This is a genomic window from Pseudarthrobacter albicanus (genome assembly GCF_018224015.1).
Taxonomy (GTDB): domain Bacteria; phylum Actinomycetota; class Actinomycetes; order Actinomycetales; family Micrococcaceae; genus Arthrobacter; species Arthrobacter albicanus.
On the sequence record NZ_JAGPOT010000071.1, the window covers coordinates 1 to 22,060 of the forward strand.

At 65.9% G+C, this 22,060-nt stretch carries 26 protein-coding genes and 1 riboswitch; of the genes, 24 read left to right on the forward strand and 2 right to left on the reverse strand.

Annotated features, from left to right (window positions below):
• Positions 1-1,739: phosphomethylpyrimidine synthase ThiC (gene thiC / locus J9611_RS15025; protein ID WP_246527868.1), on the reverse strand; the 1,739-nt coding region annotated here is incomplete at its 3' end.
• Positions 1,740-1,757: 18 nt separating this feature from the next.
• Positions 1,758-1,865: riboswitch (TPP riboswitch) on the reverse strand.
• Positions 1,866-1,941: 76 nt separating this feature from the next.
• Between thiC and J9611_RS15030 the strand changes: the two genes are divergently transcribed.
• The 24 genes from J9611_RS15030 (at position 1,942) to J9611_RS15145 (ending at position 21,585) form a co-directional block, all read left to right on the forward strand.
• Positions 1,942-3,024: an amidohydrolase family protein gene (locus tag J9611_RS15030; protein ID WP_211881257.1), complete on the forward strand. Its 1,083-nt coding sequence runs from the start codon at positions 1,942-1,944 to the stop codon at positions 3,022-3,024.
• An 83-nt stretch (positions 3,025-3,107) separates the two neighbouring features.
• Entirely contained in the window at positions 3,108-3,983 is an 876-nt protein-coding gene (locus J9611_RS15035) for a VOC family protein (protein ID WP_211881258.1), read from the forward strand.
• Positions 3,984-4,198: 215 nt separating this feature from the next.
• On the forward strand, positions 4,199-4,639 hold the full coding sequence (locus J9611_RS15040; RefSeq protein ID WP_211881259.1) for a hypothetical protein: 441 nt from the start codon (positions 4,199-4,201) through the stop codon (positions 4,637-4,639).
• 196 nt (positions 4,640-4,835) lie between these two features.
• On the forward strand, positions 4,836-5,249 hold the full coding sequence (gene rpsP / locus J9611_RS15045; RefSeq protein WP_211881260.1) for a 30S ribosomal protein S16: 414 nt from the start codon (positions 4,836-4,838) through the stop codon (positions 5,247-5,249).
• A gap of 1 nt (position 5,250) precedes the next feature.
• The gene (locus tag J9611_RS15050; RefSeq protein WP_211881261.1) at positions 5,251-5,493 is read left to right on the forward strand and encodes an RNA-binding protein; all 243 of its coding nucleotides are present in this window, start codon (positions 5,251-5,253) and stop codon (positions 5,491-5,493) included.
• Positions 5,494-5,604: 111 nt separating this feature from the next.
• Positions 5,605-6,201, forward strand: a complete 597-nt coding sequence (gene rimM / locus J9611_RS15055) for a ribosome maturation factor RimM (protein WP_211881262.1) — start codon at positions 5,605-5,607, stop codon at positions 6,199-6,201.
• A complete protein-coding gene (trmD, locus tag J9611_RS15060; RefSeq protein WP_211881263.1) occupies positions 6,202-7,035 on the forward strand; it encodes a tRNA (guanosine(37)-N1)-methyltransferase TrmD in 834 nt (277 codons plus the stop codon).
• Between the two features lie 254 nt (positions 7,036-7,289).
• Positions 7,290-7,649, forward strand: coding sequence for a 50S ribosomal protein L19 (rplS, locus tag J9611_RS15065; RefSeq protein WP_211881264.1), 360 nt, complete (start codon positions 7,290-7,292; stop codon positions 7,647-7,649).
• Positions 7,650-7,734: 85 nt separating this feature from the next.
• Positions 7,735-8,424, forward strand: a complete 690-nt coding sequence (lepB, locus tag J9611_RS15070; protein ID WP_211881265.1) for a signal peptidase I — start codon at positions 7,735-7,737, stop codon at positions 8,422-8,424.
• A gap of 54 nt (positions 8,425-8,478) precedes the next feature.
• Positions 8,479-9,372, forward strand: a complete 894-nt coding sequence (gene lepB / locus J9611_RS15075; protein ID WP_372447800.1) for a signal peptidase I — start codon at positions 8,479-8,481, stop codon at positions 9,370-9,372.
• Between the two features lie 12 nt (positions 9,373-9,384).
• A complete protein-coding gene (gene rnhB, locus J9611_RS15080) occupies positions 9,385-10,050 on the forward strand; it encodes a ribonuclease HII (protein WP_211881267.1) in 666 nt (221 codons plus the stop codon).
• Between the two features lie 90 nt (positions 10,051-10,140).
• Complete coding sequence (locus J9611_RS15085) at positions 10,141-10,467, forward strand: DUF2469 domain-containing protein (protein ID WP_211881268.1); 327 nt, start codon at positions 10,141-10,143, stop codon at positions 10,465-10,467.
• A gap of 33 nt (positions 10,468-10,500) precedes the next feature.
• Complete coding sequence (locus J9611_RS15090; protein WP_211881269.1) at positions 10,501-11,094, forward strand: TIGR03086 family metal-binding protein; 594 nt, start codon at positions 10,501-10,503, stop codon at positions 11,092-11,094.
• Positions 11,095-11,153: 59 nt separating this feature from the next.
• On the forward strand, positions 11,154-11,987 hold the full coding sequence (locus tag J9611_RS15095; protein WP_211881270.1) for an aldo/keto reductase: 834 nt from the start codon (positions 11,154-11,156) through the stop codon (positions 11,985-11,987).
• 95 nt (positions 11,988-12,082) lie between these two features.
• Entirely contained in the window at positions 12,083-12,439 is a 357-nt protein-coding gene (locus J9611_RS15100) for a YraN family protein (protein ID WP_211881271.1), read from the forward strand.
• Positions 12,440-13,909, forward strand: coding sequence for a YifB family Mg chelatase-like AAA ATPase (locus tag J9611_RS15105; RefSeq protein ID WP_211881272.1), 1,470 nt, complete (start codon positions 12,440-12,442; stop codon positions 13,907-13,909). It abuts the gene before it with no gap.
• A 5-nt stretch (positions 13,910-13,914) separates the two neighbouring features.
• Positions 13,915-15,339: a recombinase family protein gene (locus J9611_RS15110; RefSeq protein WP_211881273.1), complete on the forward strand. Its 1,425-nt coding sequence runs from the start codon at positions 13,915-13,917 to the stop codon at positions 15,337-15,339.
• A gap of 1,239 nt (positions 15,340-16,578) precedes the next feature.
• A complete protein-coding gene (locus J9611_RS15115) occupies positions 16,579-17,304 on the forward strand; it encodes an LvrA C-terminal domain-related protein (RefSeq protein ID WP_211881274.1) in 726 nt (241 codons plus the stop codon).
• The gene (locus tag J9611_RS15120; RefSeq protein ID WP_211881275.1) at positions 17,301-18,539 is read left to right on the forward strand and encodes an AAA family ATPase; all 1,239 of its coding nucleotides are present in this window, start codon (positions 17,301-17,303) and stop codon (positions 18,537-18,539) included. The genes J9611_RS15115 and J9611_RS15120 overlap by 4 nt, the downstream gene beginning before the upstream one ends.
• 57 nt (positions 18,540-18,596) lie before the next feature.
• Entirely contained in the window at positions 18,597-19,145 is a 549-nt protein-coding gene (locus J9611_RS15125) for an HGGxSTG domain-containing protein (RefSeq protein WP_211881276.1), read from the forward strand.
• Positions 19,146-19,344: 199 nt separating this feature from the next.
• A complete protein-coding gene (locus J9611_RS15130) occupies positions 19,345-20,247 on the forward strand; it encodes a tail fiber domain-containing protein (RefSeq protein WP_211881277.1) in 903 nt (300 codons plus the stop codon).
• Between the two features lie 13 nt (positions 20,248-20,260).
• Positions 20,261-20,551 carry a hypothetical protein gene (locus J9611_RS15135; RefSeq protein ID WP_211881278.1) on the forward strand — a complete coding sequence of 97 codons (291 nt, stop codon included), beginning with the start codon at positions 20,261-20,263 and terminating at the stop codon, positions 20,549-20,551.
• Positions 20,548-20,760 (forward strand): hypothetical protein, encoded by a 213-nt coding sequence (locus tag J9611_RS15140; protein WP_211881279.1) that lies wholly within the window; start codon positions 20,548-20,550, stop codon positions 20,758-20,760. Before J9611_RS15135 ends, J9611_RS15140 begins: the two co-directional genes overlap by 4 nt.
• A gap of 162 nt (positions 20,761-20,922) precedes the next feature.
• Positions 20,923-21,585, forward strand: a complete 663-nt coding sequence (locus J9611_RS15145) for a recombinase family protein (RefSeq protein WP_211881280.1) — start codon at positions 20,923-20,925, stop codon at positions 21,583-21,585.
• 76 nt (positions 21,586-21,661) lie between these two features.
• Here the strand turns inward: J9611_RS15145 and J9611_RS15150 are convergent, their stop codons facing one another.
• A complete protein-coding gene (locus J9611_RS15150) occupies positions 21,662-22,003 on the reverse strand; it encodes a hypothetical protein (RefSeq protein WP_211881281.1) in 342 nt (113 codons plus the stop codon).
• Positions 22,004-22,060: the final 57 nt, after the last annotated feature.

Below are 22,060 nucleotides of genomic sequence, written 5' to 3' on the forward strand. Positions count from 1 at the left end.
GCCAGGAATTCCTGGCTCTTTTCCCGCATTCCTGCCGCCATATCGGCGAGCGCTGCCTGCGACTCCGCCGAGCCGTATTCATCGCGGATGTCCTGGCTGATCCGCATCGAACAGAACTTCGGGCCGCACATCGAGCAGAAGTGGGCCGTCTTGGCCGGCTCCGCCGGGAGCGTCTCATCGTGGAAGGCCTCGGCCGTCACCGGGTCAAGGGACAGCGCGAACTGGTCGCGCCAGCGGAACTCGAACCGGGCCTTGGACAGCGCATCGTCACGCTCATGGGCGCCCGGATGACCCTTCGCCAGGTCGGCGGCGTGGGCGGCGATCTTGTACGTGATCACGCCCGTCTTGACGTCGTCCTTGTTCGGCAGGCCGAGGTGCTCCTTGGGCGTGACATAGCAGAGCATCGCGGTGCCGTAGCGGGCGATCTCGGTGGCGCCGATCGCGGAGGTGATGTGGTCGTACCCGGGGGCGATATCGGTGACCAGCGGCCCGAGCGTGTAGAACGGGGCGCCCTTGCACAGCTCCTGCTGGCGCTCCACGTTTTCACGGACAAGGTGGAACGGCACGTGGCCCGGCCCTTCCACCATGACCTGGACGTCGAACTCCCAGGCCCGCTGCGTGAGCTCGGCGAGGGTGTCCAGCTCGGCGAACTGCGCGGCGTCGTTGGCATCGGCCGTCGCACCGGGCCGCAGCCCGTCCCCGAGGGAGAACGCGACGTCATACTTGGCGAAGATTTCGCACAGCTCGTCGAAATGGGTGTAGAGGAAGTTTTCCTGATGGTGTGCCAGGCACCAGCCGGCCATGATGGCACCGCCGCGGGAGACGATTCCGGTCACCCGGTTGGCCGTCAGCGGTACGTAGCGGAGGAGCACCCCGGCGTGGACGGTCATGTAGTCCACGCCCTGCTCGCATTGCTCGATCACGGTGTCCCGGTAGATCTCCCACGTGAGGGCGTTCGCGTCGCCGTTGACTTTTTCCAGAGCCTGGTAGATCGGCACGGTGCCGATCGGGACGGGCGCATTGCGGATGAGCCACTCGCGGGTGGTGTGGATGTCATCACCCGTGGAGAGGTCCATGACGGTGTCCGCGCCCCACTGTGTGGCCCATTGGAGTTTGTCGACTTCTTCCGCGATGGAGCTGGTGACCGCCGAGTTGCCGATGTTGGCGTTGATCTTCACCAGGAAGGCCTTGCCGATGATCATCGGCTCGGATTCGGGATGGTTGATGTTGTTGGGGATGATGGCCCGGCCCGCCGCCACTTCGCTGCGGACCAGCTCCACGCCGCAGTTCTCGCGTAAGGCCACGAACTGCATCTCCGGGGTGATGACGCCGTCCCGGGCGTAGCGCATCTGCGTGACGGTCCTGCCGTCGACGGCGCGGCGGGGCACCGGCCGCGCCCCGCGCCATTCTGCGGACGCCGCGCCGCGGCGCACGGCCGACTTGCCGTCGTCGAGCAGGTTCCGTTCCCGGCCGCTGTACGGTTCGGTATCTCCCCGGGCCTCAATCCAGGCCGCCCGGAACGGCTCAAGCCCCAGTACGGGATCGCTGCCGGGGCCTGCCGTCCGGTAGATCTGGAACGGCGCGTTCTGCTGTCCGTTCGGGGAGTTGTCCAGCGCGATTTCGGTGACCGGGACGCGGATCCCGGTTGCATCGTCAGTGATGTAGGCCAGCGAGTGGGACTTCAAAGACTGGGTTTCTTCCCTGCCGGACGCACTGCGGGCTTCTTCTTGGGCAGGCATCAGCTGTGTTTCTTGCGTATTCACGGAATACTCACTTCCTTCGCCGGAATTACCCGGACAGGTTCAACGGTCGCAGGCTGCGTCAGCCCGATCTCAGCCCCTGCGAGGGCACCCGTGTGGTCGTAGACGAAGCTACCACAGGCCGCAGGGCCAGGCCGGGTGTGACGTGGCGCCCGGCTGCCGGGCGGTTAGGCTTTAAGCCATGAGCAGGATCATTGAGTTCAGCGGCCCGGTCCTCACCAGCGCGGAGCAGGAGCACCGCGGCCTGTGGTCCGTCGACGGCGTGCTGACCTTCCACCGTCCCGCCGCGGCGCCGGACCTCGTGCTGGACGGCTGGGTGATTCCCGGGCTGGTCGACGCGCACTGCCACATCGGGCTCGGCCCCGGCGGAGACGTCCCGGAGCACGTCGTGGAGGAGCAGGCCGCCACGGACCGCGACGCCGGCACGCTGCTCGTGCGGGACGCCGGGGCCGTGCATGACACCCGCTGGCTGCAGCAGCGCACGGACCTGCCGCGCATCATCCGCTCCGGCCGCCACATCGCCAGGACCGGGCGCTACCTCCGCGGCTTCGCCGTCGAGGTGGAGCCGGAGAACCTCGTCGAGGCCGTGCGCAAGCAGGCGCTCGCCGGCGACGGCTGGGTCAAGCTCGTGGGCGACTGGATCGACCGCGGCGCCGGGGACCTGGCACCGTCCTTCCCCGCCGCCGTGCTCAAGGACGCCGTCCGGGCCGCCCACGATGAAGGCGCCCGCGTGACGGCGCACTGCTTCGCCGAAGACACCCTCGATGACATGCTCGACGCCGGGATCGACTGCATCGAGCACGGCACCGGCCTGCTGCCGCGGCACCTGCCCCGGTTCGTGGAACAGGGTGTGCCGATCGTCCCCACCCTGATCAACATCGCCACCTTCCCGGACATCGCCGCGCAGGCCGCCGCGAAGTTCCCCCGCTACGCCGCGCACATGCGCGCCCTCTGGGAGCGCCGGAGCGAACGGATCCTTGAGGCCTTCGAGGCCGGCGTGTCCATCTACGCCGGGACGGACGCCGGCAGCGTGATCAGGCACGGACGGATTGCCGATGAAATCCAGGCCCTGCACGCCGCCGGCCTCCCGGCGCGGGCTGCCCTCGACGCCGGCGCCTGGGCAGCACGCGCCTGGCTCGGGGCCGACGCCATCGCCGAAGGCGCCAGCGCCGACGTCCTGGTCTGCGCCGAGGACCCCCGGGGCCGCCTCGAAACCCTGGACGAACTCAGGCACATCGTGTTGAGGGGAGAACTCCTCCATTAGGAATAAATTGAAGCTTCAAGTAATTTTAACAGTATGAAAAGGTCATCGAAGGTCGGTGGCCACTGAACCCCGGAGCGTTCAAAATGACTGCTGAAGCCACCACCCAGGACCTGCTTCCCGCCGCACTCACCATGGGCACCGTGATGCTCAAGGCCGGCGACATGAAGCTCATGACGGACTACTACCAGCGCGCCCTCGGCCTGGACATCGTCGCCGAGCAGGACGGCGGCCTGTACCTCGGCCGCAAGCAGAAGCCGCTGGTCCACCTTGCCCCCGCACCCGGGCTGCCCGTCCCGGCCCGCGGCGAGGCCGGCCTCTTCCACACGGCCTTTCTCTTCGATGACCAGCCCGCCCTGGCCGCCACCGTGGCCACGGCGGCGCAGTACGCGCCGCAGTCCTTCACCGGCAGCGCCGACCACCTCGTCAGCGAAGCCTTCTACTTCAACGACCCCGAGGGCAACGGCATCGAACTGTACTGGGACCGGCCCCGCGAGGCCTGGTCCTGGGAGGGAAAGAATGTCGTGATGGACAGCCTGGCCCTGCCGCCCCAGCGCTTCCTGCAGCAGTTCCTCACCGAAGAATCCGTCTCCGGCCAGCGCGGGACCGCCGCCGGCATCGGGCACGTCCACCTGCAGGTGGGCGACGTCGCGTCGGCGCATGACTTCTACGTCGGCACCCTGGGCTTCGAGAAGACGGCCGGCTGGCACGGCCAGGCGCTGTTCGTCTCCGCCGGCGGCTACCACCACCACATGGCCATGAACGTCTGGAACAGCCGCGGCGCGGGCCCCCGGCGCGACACCCTGGGCCTGGGTGAAGTGCTGATCGAAGTACCGTCCGGGGACGACGTCGGAGCGCTCGCCGACCGCCTCAAGGTCGCCGGCGTCTCCTCGCACCACACCGGTGCCGAGCTGCGCTTCGAGGACCCGTGGCGCAACCGCATCCGCGTCGCCGTCCGCTGACGCGGGCTGCGTCGCCGTCCGCTCACGCGGGCCGCGTCGCCGTCCGCTGACGCGGGCTGCGTCGCCGTCCGCTCACGCGGGCCGGCTGGGTTAGGCTGGCAACCGGACCGCCGCCCGCACCCCTGACCCCGGTCACGAGGGCGGCGGCGCCCGCCGGCCGGGACCTCCCCGCCGGGCAATGCAGCGACAGACTCGACAGAATAAGGATCCGTCCCATGGGCTACACCGAAGTCTTTGTGTCCACCCACAATGAAGCCCTCAAGCGGGCCGCGGCCCTCGACGGCGGCTCAGCGCTTGCGCCGGGAGCCGTCCGGATCCCGGATATCAGCGACTACGAGATTGAACGCCTCGGCGACCTCGCCGGGGCCGCCGTGCACGCCTCCGGGGCCGACTATGAGCTGGCCATGGTGGATGTAACCAGCGACTCGCTGCTCGGGGTTCCGCACGCCATGGTCCGGGCCCTCGCCGAGCTGCTCAGCTACGAAACCGAAGGCGAGGGCGACGTCCTGGACGACGTGGCGGCGGCCTGGGCTGCCGAGGAGGACATGCCCTTCGGTGCAGACCAGGCCAAAAGCTACGTCCGCGAGCTCGCCGGACTCGCCGCCGGCATCGACCCGGCCACGAAGTCCGAACTCTACGTCTGGACTGCTGCCTGACAGGCTGAATCGGGCGCTGCCCACGTGTCAAGTCGAAATCCCGCCGTCGATCTGGCACAATGAACACGTACTTGATCTGCGTGGCCCCTCTCTCCGCGTCCGGATCTTGTCCTTTTAGAACCCCCTAGTACGGCCCGCCCCACGGGTGCAGAACGCCGGGCTCGACCCCGTTTCAGAAACAGGAGTGACCACAAAAGTGGCCGTAAAGATTCGCCTTAAGCGCTTCGGCAAGATGCGCGCACCGTACTACCGCATCGTCGTCATGGACGCACGCTCCAAGCGTGACGGCCGTGCCATCGAAGAGATCGGCAAGTACCACCCGACCGAAGAGCCCTCGTACATCGAGGTCGACACGGACCGTGCCCAGTACTGGCTCGGCGTCGGCGCCCAGCCGTCCGAGCAGGTTGCCGCGATCCTCAAGATCACCGGTGACTGGCAGAAGTTCAAGGGTCTCCCCGGCCAGGAGGGCACCTTGAAGACCAAGGCCCCCAAGGCTGCCTTCGTTACCCCGGAAAAGGGTTCCGTGATCATCCCGGAAGCCATCACCAAGAAGGCCAAGAAGGACGACGCTTCCGCTGAAGCCGCAGCAGAGACCACCGAGGCCGAGTAAATTGCTGGCAGAAGCGCTCGAACACCTCGTCCGCGGGATCGTGGACACCCCTGAGGATGTCAAGGTCAGTGCGAAGAACAACCGCCGCGGGGATACCCTCGAGGTGCGCGTTCACCAGGACGACCTCGGACGGGTGATCGGCCGCCAGGGCCGCACCGCACGCGCACTGCGCACTGTGGTGGCTGCACTGGCGGACGGCGAGCCGGTCAGGGTCGACGTCGTCGACACCGACCGCCGCCGGTAGCGCGTCCAGCAATACTTGCTTTGAGTCCGGCCCCTCCACCAGATAATGGTGGAGGGGCCGGACTGTTTTCCCCGCAGATCCCAGAATCACCAACCCCGAACAGAGGAACAGATGCAGCTTCAGGTGGCACGAATCGGCAAGCCCCACGGCATCCGCGGCGAAGTGACCGTCCAGGTGCTCACCGATGCCCCCGGCGACCGCTTCGTCCCGGGCACCCGGTTCGTGGTGGAGCCCGCCTCGGCCGGGCCGCTCACCATCCTCGGTGCGCGCTGGAACAAGGACATCCTGCTCCTGGCCTTCGAGGAGATCGAGACCCGCAACGAGGCGGAAACCCTCCGCGGCGCCAAGCTGTTCATTGAGACCGAAGAACTCGACGAGGACGACGACGATGAGGGCTGGTACGAGCACGAGCTCGTCGGCCTGGACGTCCGCGTCGGCGGCAAGGTGGTCGGCAAGGTCTCCGGGCTGAACACCCTCCCGGTCCAGGACCTGCTGGTGGTGACCTCGACGGACGGCAAGGAAATCCTGATCCCGTTCGTGGAGCAGATCGTCCCCGAGGTCAACGTGGCCGAGAAGTTCGTCCTCGTCACCCCGCCGCCCGGACTCTTCGAGGTCAACGCCGAAGAAGCCGGCGAAGAAGCGGCGGCCACGCCTGACGCCGAAGAGGCTGCTGCCACGTCTGACGACGAGGCCGGAGACAACGCCTAGATGAGGATCGACGTCGTCAGCATCTTCCCGGAGTACCTGGCGCCCCTGGAACTGTCCCTGATCGGGAAGGCGCGCCAGGACGGGCTGCTGGACCTGAGGGTCCATGACCTCCGCGACTTCACCACGGACCGGCACCGGACCGTGGATGACACCCCCTACGGCGGCGGCGCCGGCATGGTCATGAAGCCCGAGCCCTGGGCGCAGGCGCTGGCCGCTGTAGCTGATGTGTCCGCCGAACAGCCGGCGGCTGCCGGGTCAGCGGTGGCCCCCCGGCCGGTCCTGATCGTCCCGTCGCCGGCGGGGGAGCGGTTCACCCAGGCCGCCGCCCAGGAGCTGGCGGAGGAAGACCGGCTGGTCTTCGCCTGCGGCCGCTACGAGGGCATCGACGAACGCGTGATGGAATGGGCGCAGGAGCACTTCACCGTGCGCCCCATGAGCCTGGGCGACTATGTCCTCAACGGCGGGGAGGTGGCCGTGCTGGCCATGGTGGAGGCGGTCGGGCGGCTGCTCCCGGGCGTCGTCGGGAATCCCGAATCCCTGGTGGAGGAGTCCCATTCGGACGGGCTGCTGGAGTACCCGGTGTACACGAAGCCCTCCAGCTGGCGGGACCGCGAGGTCCCGGCCGTGCTGCTCAGCGGCAACCACGGCAAGATCGCCCAGTGGCGCCGGCACGAGCAGTACCGCCGCACCGCCGAACGCCGGCCCGACCTGTTGGCGGAGTTCGACGCCGGCAAACTGCCCCGCGCGGACCGGACGGCGTTCGCGGACCTGGGGTACGACGTCGTCGACGGCCGCCTGAGGCGCCGGCCGGACACCGCCGGGGAGCAGAACTAGCCGCATGCTGACAGCCGGGGCTCGGGGATTGGCTCGAACGCCCCGCGTGTGGCAAAATTAGTCCTTGTGCCTGCTGGGTACGAACCTGCCACAGGGGGATCGTTATCAACAGCCGGGCACCCCGGCCCCGTCAAGTCCTGACGGAGCCGGACCACAAAATTTTCGGCGGGAATTTCCGGGCCGCATTTTTGCACCCGGGCTTGGCCGCCGTGACCCAACGTGGATGACCTGTGGCGTTCACCAGGAGTGGATCAATGCATATCCTCGATTCCGTAGATGCAGCCTCGCTGCGCACCGACATTCCCGAGTTCCGCGGTGGCGACACCCTCAAGGTCCACGTGAACATCATCGAAGGCAAGAACTCCCGTGTCCAGGTCTTCCAGGGCTTCGTCCTGGGCCGCCAGGGTGACGGCCTCCGCGAAACCTTCACCGTCCGCAAGGTTTCCTTCGGCGTCGGCGTGGAGCGTACCTTCCCGGTGCACTCCCCGATCATCGAGAAGATCGAGCTCGTCTCCAAGGGTGACGTGCGCCGCGCCAAGCTGTACTACATGCGTGAACTCCGCGGCAAGGCAGCGAAGATCAAGGAAAAGCGCGACTTCCAGACCGCTAAGTAAGTCCTCCAGACTTCCTTAGCGGATCCACGGACCGTATCCGGCGTGTTGCCGGAGCTATCCGCCACAGCATTACAGGATACGGATCATGGAGCAGACCAGACGCCAGCCCGGGAAACGGGGCTGGCGTCTTGCGTTGCTGGCCCTTGTCCTGGCCGTGGCCATCAGCGGCGTGGTCCGTTCGCTGTGGCTGGACGTCTACTTCATCCCCTCCGCATCCATGGAGCCGCTGTTCCTCTCGGGGGACAGGATCCTGGTCTCGCGCACCGACTTCCAGACCGGTTTCCAGACTGGACCGTTGCGCCGCGGCGACGTCGTGGTGTTCGACGGCCGCGGCTCCTTCGCCCCGCTGAACAGCGGCAAGGGCCCCGTGGTGGACTTCCTCGCCGGGGCAGGGCACTGGTTGGGCCTGGCGGGCAGCGACAGCGTGTACGTCAAGCGTGTCATCGGGCTTCCCGGAGACCGTGTGGCGTGCTGCGACGGCAACGGCGGACTCACAGTGAACGGCCAGCCTGTTGCGGAACCCTATCTCTATGGGGGTGATGCCGCCAGCGGGTTGGCGTTCAGCGTGGCCGTTCCGGCGGGCCGGCTCTGGCTGATGGGGGACCACCGCTCCATGTCGGCCGATTCCAGAAGCCTTCTGGGAGCCCCCGGAGGGGGTATGGTGCCCGTAGACCGGGTGATCGGCCGGCCGGTACAGATCATCTGGCCGCTTGATAGATTTGCAGCAGTACCACGGCCCGCCCAGGCCGCGACGACGACGACGAACGGACAGTAGATGCCCGAGACCGGACCCCGGACTCCTGATCCACGGGGGCAAGATCAGCCCCGGGTGACTTCCGCCGCGATCCCCACCGCCGAGCAGCAGCCGAACGGGAAACATGCCCCGGACCACCTGACTGAACACGCGGCCGAACACGCGGCGCCTGCCGCGGCACCGGACGCGGGCGCTCCGGGCGCTGGCGCTCCGGAGGCTGGCGCCCAGCCTGCCGGACCGGCCCCCGCCGTCGCGTCCTCGAGGCGCGCGCGCAAAGCCCAGGACCGGGCCGGGCGCAGCCCGGTCTTCGTGTGGCTGAAGGAAGTGGCCACCGTGGTGGTGGTCGCGATCGTGCTGTCCTTCCTGATCAAGACCTTCCTCTTCCGGGCCTTCTACATCCCCTCGGAATCGATGGTCGACACCCTGGACGTGAACGACCGCATCTTCGTGAACCTCCTCGTCCCCGAGCCGTTTGCCCTCGAGCACGGCGACGTCGTGGTGTTCAAGGACACGAAGGGCTGGCTGGTCCCCGCGGCCGAAAAGCCGGCGGGGCGCTTCACCTGGGTGCAGGACGGACTGACGTTTGTCGGCCTGCTGCCGGACAACTCGGAGCAGCACCTCGTCAAGCGTGTCATCGGGCTGCCCGGGGACCACGTCGTCTGCTGCGACGCCGGCGGCCAGCTCACCGTCAACGGCACGCCGCTGAGCGAGAAGTACATCAACCCGGCGGAGGTGCCGCAGGCCCGCGACTTCGACGTCGTGGTGCCCGCCGGCAAGGTCTGGGTCATGGGGGACAACCGCAACCACTCGGCCGATTCCCGTTCCCACCTGGACACTAACGGCGGCTTCGTGGACGTCGCCGATATCGAGGGCAGAGCCGCCGTCATCGCCTGGCCGCTGAACCGCATCGGCGCCCTGGATAACTACCCGGACGTGTTCCGCAACGTGCCGGCACCGGCCGGCAAGTAAGGCCCCGCCGCGATGTCCGAAGCACCCACCCTCGACTACGAACGCCGTTTCCGCAGCTCCGGCGCCCGGCTCCTCGCGGGCATCGACGAGGTGGGCCGCGGCGCCCTGGCCGGTCCGGTCAGCGTCGGGATCGCGGTCATTGACCTGGAAGCGCAGGAACTCCTTGCCGATGTCCGGGACAGCAAGCTGCTCAAGGTGGCGGACCGTGAACGGCTGGAACCGCTGGTCCGCAGCTGGAGCGTCGCCTCCGCCGTCGGCCATGCCACCGCCGGGGAAATCGACGCCGTCGGCATCGTGGGGGCCCTCCGGCTCGCGGGGAACCGCGCCTGGTCCGCGGTGCTGGCCATGGGCGTCACGCCCGACGTCGTGCTGCTGGACGGCAGCCACAACTGGCTCTCGCCGTCGGCCCAGCCCTCGCTCTTTGACGAAGGGCCCGCGGAGCCGTACTGCGACGCGCCGGTGCATACCCTCGTCAAGGCCGATATGCAGTGCCTGAGCGTGGCCGCCGCCAGTGTCCTGGCCAAGGTGGCCCGCGACCGCCTGATGTGCCAGCTGCACACCGAATACCCCGCGTTCGGCTGGGACGAGAACAAGGGCTACGGGACCGCCGCGCACAAGGACGCGCTCCGCGCCGCCGGGCCCACGCCCTACCACCGGGTGAGCTGGCAGCTGCTCTGAGCCACCGTGCGGCCGGTGGGACCGTGCGGTGCGGGGCCCTGGGGAGCCCTGGTGGCGCATGCCCGGCGCCGGATGGTGCAAGATGGAAGCATGAGTGCCGAGGACCTTGAAAACTATGAGACCGACATGGAGCTTCAGCTCTACCGGGAATACCGCGACGTCGTCGGGCTGTTCAGCTATGTGGTCGAGACCGAGCGGCGTTTCTATCTTGCCAACCACGTGGACCTGCAGGCCCGCAGCGCCGACGGCGAGGTCTACTTCGACCTGACGCTGCAGGATGCCTGGGTGTGGGATGTCTACCGCTCGGCCCGGTTCGTCAAAAGCGTCCGCGTGCTGACCTTCAAGGACGTCAACGTCGAGGAGCTGCCCCGCAGCGAGGACCTCGGCCTGCCCAAGGTCGGAGACCTGGGCACCTGAGCCGCCGGTTCCACGAAGGAAGGCCAAACGATCATGGATGGATCTGTTCTCGAACTCCTGGAGCGGGCGCTCAATCAGGGCGCCGCCGTCATCGCCCTGGTCCGGCCGGGGCAGGCCGGGTTGCCCACACCGTGCACCGACTGGGATGTGGAACATCTCGTCAGGCATCTCGTCGTGCAGGACCTTCCGCACTTCACGGTTGCCGCCCGCGGCGGGGCGCCGGACTGGACGTCGCCGCCGGGTGAGCTCGGCGGGGACTGGCCGCAGCAATTTCTCCTGGGCGCCCAGCAACTGCTGGAAATCTGGGCTGCCGCGGATCTCGACCAGCCGGTCGCACTGCCGGGCGGCGGCCAGGCGCCGCTGCGCTCCCGGGCCGACCAGCAGATAGCCGAGCTCGCCGTCCACAGTTGGGACCTGGCCCGGGCCACGTCCGCCGGCGTGCATCTGGACCCCGCTCTGGCCGAGCACGCCCTCGCCTGGTCCCGGCGGATGCTGCGGCCCGAATTCCGCGGACCCGGCAAGGTCTTCGGTGCGGAGATTCCGGTGCCGGAGGATTCCTCCGCCTATGACCGGCTGGCAGGCTGGTTTGGCCGTGATCCGGGATGGACGCCCGCGGCCCACCGGTGAGCGACACGAGAGGGCGTCATGGCTGCGGATCCCCGGCAGGCAGGAACTAGGCTGGGCCCATGGCATACCCTTTGGCCCCCACCGTTCCAATGGCGCATGGCCCGCGCATCCCCCTGATCGGTCTCGGCACCTGGCCGATGCAGGATGAAGAAACAGCCGACGCCGTCGCCGCCGCCGTCGAGGCCGGATACCGGCTCTTTGACACCGCCGAGAACTACGGCAACGAGACAGGCGTGGGGAACGGCATAAGGCGCAGCGGAGTAGCGCGCGAGGATGTCTTCATCACCACCAAGTTCAATAAGGAATGGCACAGCTACGACGGCGCACACCGCGCCTTCGACGCCAGCGCCGCCAGGCTTGGCGTCCAGTACATGGACCTGCTGCTCATACACTGGCCCAACCCCGGCCAGGACCGCTACGTGGAAGCGTTCCAGGGCCTCAGGGCCCTGCTCGACGCCGGAAAGGTCCGGGCGATCGGGACCTCCAATTTCAAGCCGGCACATTTGAAGCGGCTGTTTGACGAAGGGCTGACACCCCACGTCAACCAGATCCAGCTGGATCCAGAGCACACCCGGGCAGATATCCGCCAGGTCCATGCAGAATACGGGATTGTCACCGAGGCCTGGAGCCCGCTGGGCAGGGGCGGCCCCGTCCTGGACAACCGCCTGATCGTGGACCTGGCCGCGGCCTACCAACGGACGCCCAGCCAGATCGTCCTCCGCTGGCACACCCAGCAGGGCATCGTGGCGACCCCCAAGTCAGCCGACGTCGGGCGGCAAAAAGAGAACATCAACATCTTCGACTTTCACCTGACCCCGGACGAAATCGACCAGATCAGCGCGCTGGATTCCGGGGCGCCGGTGGGGCTCGACGCGGACGAGTTCGGCCACTAGCCCGCCCGGTTCCGTCTTGCGTGGCGGGGCCGGAGTTTCCCACATAGCCCGTTGAGGCCCTGTGCCGCCCGTCCGTGCCGCCGCAGGCTGGTGTCATGAGAGCTAAGGATGTGCTGGGCCGCCGCGGGGAAGAACTCGCCGCCGGCTACCTTGAAGCCCACGGCATGCGGATCGTGGACCGCAACTGGCGCTGCCCCGAGGGTGAAATTGACATCGTCGCGCTCGACGGCGACGCGCTGGTCGTTGTGGAAGTGAAGACGAGGAAATCCCTCGACTACGGGCATCCCTTCGAAGCGGTGGGCGCGGAGAAACTGGCCAGGCTGCACCGCCTGGCGGCGGCGTGGTGCCGCGGGCATGAACCGCGGAGGCCGCTGCGCCGGGTGGACGTGGTTGCTGTGCTCGACGACGGCACCGCGGCTCCCGTCCTCGAACACCTCAAGGGGGTGGTGTAGGTGGCCCTGGGCCGGACGTACTCCGTGGCCTTGGTGGGGCTCAACGGCTACATCGTCGAGGTCGAGGCGGACATCGGCCAAACGCTGCCGGCATTCGTGATCCTGGGGCTGCCGGATGCCTCGCTCAACGAGGCCAAAGAACGGATCCGCTCCGCGGCCCAGAACTCGGGCATCCCGCTCAGCCGCCGGAAGATCACCGCCAACCTCATTCCCGCGTCGCTGCCCAAACGCGGCTCCGGCTTTGACCTCGCGATCGCCATGGCGGTGCTGCTGGCCTCGAACGACATCCGTTCCACCGGCCGGACAGTCTTCATCGCCGAGCTCGGCCTGGACGGCAGGCTGCGCCCGGTCCGCGGCATCCTTCCGGCGGTCATGGCAGCGGTCCGGTCCGGCTACCCGGATGTGGTGGTGGCCCGGGGCAACGCGGCGGAGGCAAGCCTCGTGCCCGGCGCCCGGGTCCAGGGCTATGCCACACTGGCCCGGCTCGCCTTCGACTTCGGCGCCGATCCCCAGGATCTGGCGCTGGACTTTGAACCCGGGCCCGACGAGGCGGACAGTGACGCAGGAGCCGATGCCGTTCCCCTCCAGCCGCCGGACATGTGCGATGTCTCCGGCCAGGCCGAGGCCCGGCGCGCCCTGGAAGTTGCGGCCGCCGGCGCCCACCACCTTTTGCTGACGGGTCCGCCCGGAGCGGGCAAGACGATGCTGGCCGAGCGGCTGCCAGGACTCCTGCCGGACCTGGGGGACACCGAGGCCATGGAAGTGACCGCGATCCATTCGCTGTGCTCCCTGACCACGGCCTCCGTGCGGCTGCTGCGCCGGCCGCCCTACGAGAACCCGCACCACACGGCCACCTCGGCCGCCATCATCGGCGGCGGGTCCGGGCTGCCGCGGCCGGGTGCCGCGTCCCGGGCCCACCGCGGGGTGCTGTTCCTGGACGAGGCGCCGGAATATGAACGCCGCGTCCTGGACGCCCTCCGGCAGCCGCTGGAAAGCGGCGAGCTGGTCATTCACCGCTCGGCGGGTACCGCCGCCTATCCGGCCCGGTTCCAGCTGGTCCTCGCGGCCAACCCGTGCCCCTGCGGCAAGGCCTCCGGCAAGGGCGTGGACTGCACCTGCACCCCCACCATGCGGCGCCGCTATCTGGCCCGGATGTCCGGCCCGCTGCTGGACAGGGTCGACATCCAGCTGGAGGTGGAGCGGGTCTCGTTGGCGGACTTCGGCCGGCCCGGCGCGGAGGAGGACACCGCCACCATCGCGGCACGGGTCCGGGCGGCGCGGGACCGTCAGCTGGAAAGGCTGCTGCCGTACGGGCTGGAAACCAACGCACAGGTGCCCGGGCGCCTGCTTCGCGGTTCCCTGCGGCTCGCCGCCCCCACCACCAGGATCCTGGACCACGCCCTGGAACGCGGCGTACTGACCGCCCGCGGCTACGACCGTGTGCTGCGCCTAGCGTGGATGCTAGACTAGCAGATGTGAAATCAATTGTGTACCTACGAATTTCTCAGGATCGTACCGGTGAGAGGGCAGGCGTTGACCGGCAAAGGGAGGACTGCCTCAAGCGTGCCGCCGAGCGCGGCTGGGAGGTTGTAGCCATCGAAACCGACAACGACATCTCCGCGGCTGGCAAAAGGCGCCGCCCTGGCTTTGAATCGGTCCTCGAAGCCGTAGAAACGGAAGCAGTACAAGTAGTCGTCGCATGGGATCTGACACGACTACAGCGGAGCAGACGGGATGAGGTGCGTCTCTACGAACTCTGCCAGAAGCGCGGCGTCCGGTTGGCACTCGTGAACGGTGCCGAATTGGATTTCCAGACGGCTGCCGGCAGGTTTGTTGCCGACTCATTGGGAAGCGTCGCCCGATTGGAAATTGAGATGAAGTCTGACCGCCAGATACGAGCGTCCCAACAATCAGCGGCGGCGGGTAAAAGGGTCGGAGGCAGGCGCCCGTTCGGTTACGACGTCGACGGCATGACTGTACGCCGGGACGAAGCGGAAGCCATACGTTCTGGCTATGAATCCGTGCTGGCGGGCGTCCCGTTGGCGGAGATTGCCAGGGCATGGAACGCGGCCGGATTTGTTACGGGTCAGACGAGGCAGAAACCGCCGCATCAGGGGGAACCGTCGCCTTGGAAGGCGTATTCGGTCCGCATGGTCATGCTCAACCCTCGGAACATGGGAGAGCGGGCGTACAAAGGCGAGATAGTATCCAAGGCCCTCTGGCCGCCTATCGTGGAGGAAAGCACCTGGAGGGCAGTGGAGGCCATTTTGAAGCATCCTAAGCGTCGTAGCGCCCCCGCGAGCGCCAAGTATTTGTTGTCGGGTATCGCTCGATGCGGTGTTTGCGGCGCAACGGTACATGCTGGGGGATCGGCGCGCCCGGGCGTTCGCGCCTACAGGTGTGGCGGATCCACGGGTCACTTCGCACGGATGGCCGACCCAGTGGAAGCCTATGTCCGCTCCGTCGTGGTTGGCATCCTGTCCAACTACGACGCCCGGGACCTTCTCCACGACGACAAGCACCCGGACATAGACGCCTTGCGGGCGCAATCGATCGGCCTCCGGGAACGACTAGACGCGCTCGCCGTCGATTTTGCTGATGGGATCCTGACGGGCTCCCAAATACGGACGGCCACCGAACGGCTGAGGCGTAACCTCGCAGAAGTCGAGGCCCAAATGGCAGACGCCGGCCGCGTGGACAAGCTCGGCCCGCTTGTGTCCGCTTCGGACGTCGGGGCAGCCTGGGATGCTTTGAGCGTCTCACGCCAGCGGGCAGTATTGGAGGTGCTGATGGATGTCATCATCTATCCGCCAGGCCGTGGAACAAGAACGTTCAACCCCGATACCGTGGACATTAGACCCCTTACATCCACCCAACCCAACTCGAACCAGGGAGTTTGACTAATGCCAACCAAGAGAGTGTTGGACAGTGCTGATGGCGGAGGGTGGCACACCAGCAAAATCCGGGAGTGGCGTGTTTCCTTGGGTACCAATCCCTCTATGCAAACGCCATCGCTTCGGCGTGCGGTGGAGTCTGGAAATTGGCCAAATGTCATTTTACGGTGCCGCCATTTGCATCCGCTGGTCAGCGTTCATTTGTATGACGTCGCGGGACATTGGCTCCTTGTTGCGACTGGTGCTGACGATCTGAGTACAACTGACTCCTTTTCGTGGGCCAGCACAAAAATGGAAGACCCAGCAGTTGAAAGGCACTGTGCATGGAATCCGAAGACCGGCAAGGGGGAAGGATTCGGGCTGATTCCTGGGACCTGCAGCAAGCGCTTCGTATCACACCACAGAGGGCAATACACCTGTCCCGAACACGGGTCCAAGATCCGCAGTCAAATTGGTCAGCACAGGACTACGTTCATTTGCATGAAATGTAGCTCGGCAACTAAGACCGTGCGGTTCGATCGCACATTGGATGATCTGTTGGAGTCGTATTGCAAAGCGGTGGCAAGGAAGCAACGATTCGCTCAAGTCCAGCCGTGAATTGACGTGCATGGCGCATATGCCCTATGTTGGCAACAAGGCATAGTTGCCCTAGAGATGGATTGATCCAAGCTCCCCGACGGAATGGGCCCTCAGTGCGAACCGTCTACTGCGCTTAGCGCCATCGTCCGACAAGACATGAAACCGAGATTGGTCATGTCTTGTCCGTTTCTGACGAAATCAACTTTCACAAAACGTCCGCCGCAGCTCTCACTCGGCACCGATCGTCCGACGATCCAGAACTCATCGCGCACCGCCAAGAGCTGAAAACGCTCACTCTTTCCAAGCACGTCCAGAAGGTAGTCGATTCTTGGCCGCGTCTAACGGAAGATCAGCTAAACCGAGTCGCACTCCTGCTCCGCCCTTCGCAGGGAGGCCGTGCAGCGTGATGGCAAAAGAAAACCGGCCCGTTGCTACCGGACCGGCCTCGACTACCTTTTCTACCTCGAGTGTACGTTACCAAGTTAGTGATGATCGAGTCACTGCACGCGGAGCGGCATACACGGTGCCGGGTAAGCGTCCGGAGGTTCAGTGCGGGCACGGCGGACCAAGCCACCGTTGTAACCGGCAACGCAGCCATTCCGGACGCCATGCCTTCATCTGGTGGGGCCTCGGTGGCGTGGTGCGCTCGACATGGGGCGGTGCCTGATGGCGCGGATCAGAACCATCAAGCCCGAGTTCTGGACCGACGGGAACATCGTGAAGCTGTCACCCCTGGCCCGGCTCTTCTTCATCGGCATGTGGAACTTCACACTCTGCGATCACGGCCATGTCGCCGACGACGCGCTCCGCCTGAAGTTGCAGATCCTGCCCATGGACGACATCGACCCCGAAGCCATCTTGTCGGAAATCATCACAGCCGGCCGCGTGCATCGGATCGCGGATACGGCAGGCCGGTCTTACCTGCACATCAAGCGCTTCGAAGACCACCAGAAGATCGACCCTCGCTGGAAAACACGGTGCCCCGCCTGCGCTCAGGCGGACTCACTCACTCTCACCGAAACTCAGGTGAGTTTGAGTGAGCCACAACGAGACTCCCCGGAACTCACCCTAGGAAGGGATGGGATGGGAAGGGATGGGAAAAAGACTTCATCAAAGCCTGCGGCTTCGCCGGAGTTCGACGCCTTCTATTCCGTGTACCCGCGCCACGTCGGCAAGGTGGCAGCGCGCAAAGCCTATGACAAGGCGCTGAAGCTCACCGACGCGGCGACGATCAGGGCCGGCGTCGAAGATCTGCGCATTCAAGTAGCGGGCAAAGATCAGCAATTCACCCCGCATCCCGCTACATGGCTGAATGAAGGCCGATGGGACGATGAGGCGACCAAGGTAGCTGCTCCGATAGTCCCGGCGATGTACGGATGGGCGAACCGATGACCCCGGAAGAAATGGTCATCGGGGCATGCCTGCTCACCCCGGACAGTGTGCGGTTTGCCTCGAGCATCCTGGAGCCCGCCGACTTCCGATCAGCGACCCACGCGCACCTGTTCCACGCCATCGTGCAGTTGCAGAAAGCCGGGGAGCCGGTAGAGCCGTTCAGTGTGTGGACCAAGGCGGAAGAGCTGGGCGCCCGCGGCGTCGGCGTTGTGGAGCTTCACGAAATGCTTCAGCGCGTCGGCTCGTCCGAGTCGATCAGCTTCTACGCCGATCAGGTCAAGGAAGCGGCGTCCCGCCGGAAGCTCTCAGCAATCGCCACAAAGCTAATGCGGGAGGCGGGCGACGAAACCTACCACCCGTCACAGGCGGCACAGACGGCCACGGAGGCGATCAAGAACATTCAGGCCGGCACCAGCCATCGCATGACCACGAAGACGCTCCAAGAGATCCTTGCTGTCGAAGAGGATCACGACTGGCTGATCCCCGGCCTGCTCGAGCGCGGGGACCGGCTCATCCTGACCGGCTTCGAGGGCGGCGGCAAAACAACATGGATCCGGCAGATGATCATCTGTATGGCGGCGGGTATCCACCCGACGACCATGAACATGCTCGAGCAGGCGCTGACAGTCCTTGTGGTGGACGCGGAGAACACGGAGGCGCAGTGGCGGGCGCAGGTCCGCGGCATGACAACCAAGGCCGCGAGTTATGGGTCAGTTGACCCGGCACCGAACATCCACATCCACGCTAAGGGCCGGATCGACATCACCAAGGATGCAACCTTGGGCGAAGTGCACCGGCTCATTGATGAACACAGGCCCGACGTCGTCGCCATCGGGCCGCTCTACAAGATGGTCTCGACCGGCATCAATAACGACCAGGAAGCGGCGCCGCTGATTATGGCGCTCGACTCGCTGCGAGACCGCGGCGTGGCGCTAATCATGGAGGGCCACGCGTCCAAGGGCAACTCGCAGAACGCCACCCGGGATCTTGCGCCGCGTGGTTCGGCGGCGCTGATGGGGTGGCCCGAGTTTGGTTTCGGGCTCCACCCGGACGCCGACGACCCCGACAAGACGATCGTCACGAAGTGGCGCGGGGACCGGGAGGCCGGCAGGCAATGGCCGAAAGAGCTATACCGCGGCGGCCCGTTCCCGTGGACCGGCGAGACGGTAGCCGCAACCACCAGGCAGCAGTACTACGGATGGGACAAACAAGAGGAAGAACGAACCGCATGGTAACCGCGGGTCAACATCAAGCCACCTACCCCATGCACGTCCCATCTAAAGGAGGACCCCATGCAAGCTCAATGTAAGGCCACAGCCCGCAGCGGTGAGCAGTGTTCCAACCCGCCCATCAGTGGCGGATCTGTTTGCCGGATGCATGGAGGCTCCGCACCTGCCGTGAAGGCCGCAGCGGCCCGCAGGCTGGAGGTAGCGGCCGTAGAAGCGGACGTCCGTGCAGTCATCGCATCCGAAGGTCTGGAGGGCGTCACGGACCCGCTGGAGGCCTTGGCGAGGTTGGCTACGGAGACCCTTGCCATGAAGTCAGCGCTCGCGGCCAGGGTGAACGCACTGTCGGACATCACAACGACATCGAAGCTGGGAGTCGAGGCCCTGAAGGTCGAAGTCGCTCTCTACGAACGAGCCATCGACAGGTCTGGGAAATTCCTGGACCTCCTGGCTAAGTCCAACTTTGAGGAACGTCGCCTCCAGATCGATGAGCAGACGGCCGGCATGTTTGTGACGGTCATGAAGAACGTCCTGGCTCGGCTGGACCTCTCGCCCGCGCAACAGGCCCTTGTCGGCACCGTCGTACCCGAGGCCCTGCGAGCGCTCAATGTGTGAGGCCCTGAGCGTTTCGCACGGCCCCGCAGCAACCCGGAGCGCACACACTCCCACGGCTAACCGCGAGCGCGTCTCCGGACCCGCCACGGCCCCGGCATCGGCGGCGTATGTCCGTCTGTGCGAGCTTTGCATCCCGGTCATCCAGCGCGGCTGCACCAACCACCCCAGCAACCACCCCCAGACCTTCTAGGAGCATCCCATGGTCAACGCAATCCTTGGCACCCAGTACGACCTGACCCAGCAACTCAACGAGATCAAAAGGCAGCTCCGGCAGCTCGCTACCCAGCCGGTCCTGCTCCATGCCTCCACCGGGCAGGACGCGGGTACGCCGGGCCTCTCCACCGACATCAACGGACTGCATCTCCACAACGCCTCGGGCGTCGAGGTGGCCCGCCTTGAGACGTCCGACGGCGCACTCGTCATGTTCGACTCAACCGGCGCCGAAATCGCCCGGTATGGGATCCTCACCCACACGGCGGCCGGGTCCTACGGGGCAGAGGTGCTTGTCGGCGGTACGTGGGTGCAGTTGGGCGCACAGACAACCACTTGGGCCAGCGTCTCGGGTAAGCCCGCCGCGTTTCCCCCGTCTGCTCACACGCACGTCGGCGCGGACATCACGTCCGGGACTGTACCGCAGGCTGATGGCTCACAGTACGGCTGGACTAACACGGTGGCCGGCACCACCCAGTACGCACTGTGGGTGGGCAATGACGGCGGCTTCCACTTCGGGCGCAACGTGTCCTCGATCCGGTACAAGCAGGACGTCCGGTCCCACTACACAGACCCGGCGAACGTCCTGGCCCTCACCCCTGTCCTGTACGACAAGATCGGCGGCAACAAGGACGAGTATGGACTTATAGCCGAGCAAGTCGCAGAGCACTGCCCCGAACTGGTCCAGTGGTTCGAAGGCCAGATTGACGGCGTCCGCTATGACCTGCTGGCGGTGCAGCTCCTGAACGTTGTCAGGGACCAGGAGAGCCGCCTCCGTGTCTTGGAAGGCCGGGCGCCGCTCCCGGCACAAACAGCCACGGCAAACACGCCGGCACCGGGCGCACCAGCTCCACAGCCCGCGGCATTGCCCTACACCATCCAGCCCCAGTAACAGGAGACCGTCCATGACCAGCAATGAAGATCCAAACCTCAATGACGTAATGCCCGCCGACGAACAGGAAGCCATATGGAAGGCCGGGATCCTCGGCCACTTCCGGGCGCAGTGGGCCGAGCTGCAGGCGGTCATCGCGCAGTTGAAGGAACACCCCGAACTCGTCACCCGCGAGCACGTTATGTTTGTGAAGGAAGCAACCCGCGGGCTGATGGAGTGGCTTCGCGCCAACGGCATCAACGCATGGTTCGACGTCACCGAAGCCACGGGCCTGGACGAGGTCAAGGCAGGAGATCGGCTGTGAACGACAACGCGACAACGAGGCAGCTAGAACAGATCATGGCCGGGGCCGACCCCGCCGACGTCGTGAACAAGCTCCGTGCGGTACTCGACACGCTGCCAGCCGACGAAGCCAGCGCCAAGGATCGGCACCTGAGGGCGACGATTGAATCGTTCATCGCAGGGTATGACCTCGGATCGCAACACCGCGAGCGCCCGGACTCTACCGCCTGAGACCTGCGCTTGTGATCCACCCGCAGGCACGTTAGTTTGACCCATAAGGGAAGCCCCGGCGCCAGCCTTCACATGCGGCGCCGGGGCTTTTCCTGTTCTCTGTTCCAATACAACTACGGTCACCCCTATACATAGTTGGTCCCAACTATGTATGATCAACTCATGAGCAACGCAGAGAACGGCCTCCGGATGATCGGCTACGTCCGCGTCAGTACCAGCAAGCAAGACCTCGGCCCCGAGGTGCAGATTGCGGACCTCAAAGCCGAAGCCGAGCGCAAGGGCTGGATCCTCACGATCCGCCGCGAAGAGGCCGCATCAGGCAAGAGCATGGCCAACCGCCCGGTTCTCGCCCAAGCGCTCGCAGACCTCAAGGCGCGGAAGTTCGACGGCCTCGCGGTGTCGAAGCTGGACCGCCTATCCCGCCGAATGGTCGACTTCGCCGGCATCCTCGAAACATCCAACCGCCAGCGCTGGGCACTGGTTTGCCTCGATCTTGGCGTGGATACCAGCACCACGACGGGCGCGGCCATGGCACAAGTGACCATGACTTTTGCGGAGATGGAGCGGAAGCGTATCGGTGAACGTGTCGCCGGTTGGCACCGTGAAAAGCAGGCGAAAGGCGAGCGCACCGGGGGGAAGTCCAAGCTGCCGACCGCCACCGTAGAGCTCGTACTTAGCCATCGGGCCGCCGGGACGTCCATGGCAGGTATCGCGGATGTCCTGAACGCTGAGAGCGTCCCCACGGCAAAGGGCGGCGCGTGGCACGCCTCGACCATTCGTCAGGTACTGGGCAGCACCAAGGCCCAGGAGCTCATGTCGGCATAGCCCGTTCCATGGGGGTCGGTAGTAGCGACGCCCTTTCAGTGGCCACGGCGAAAGGGGGCGCAGATCCTGCACGCCCTCACGGCGAGGTGCGCATAGCATCCGTACTGCGGATGGAAACTCGGACGACATTGGCGCGGGACAGGTTCCGTTCTTCCTTCGCTGCGTCGAGCGCCGCGTCGAACTCTGAGTCGGTCACGTCGTCGGTCACCGAATAGGTTTTATTCCCGTCATCCCCGCTGGTAAAAAAACTCGATGCCGAGGGCAGCGATTTCGGATCTAGAACTTCTTGGTCGCCGCGCTTCCTGGCTTCACGATTGGTTGCGGCAATGTGGGCCGCAGTCGACCTGCTTGCGATGGTCCCGATTTCCTGCCCTTCGCGGATGGCAACCCCGAGGGAGCGTTCGGCGCGGCGGACCATTCCATCACTACTAGTGATGGAACCCTGCCCTGATCGGAAAATGAGGGCAGGGACACA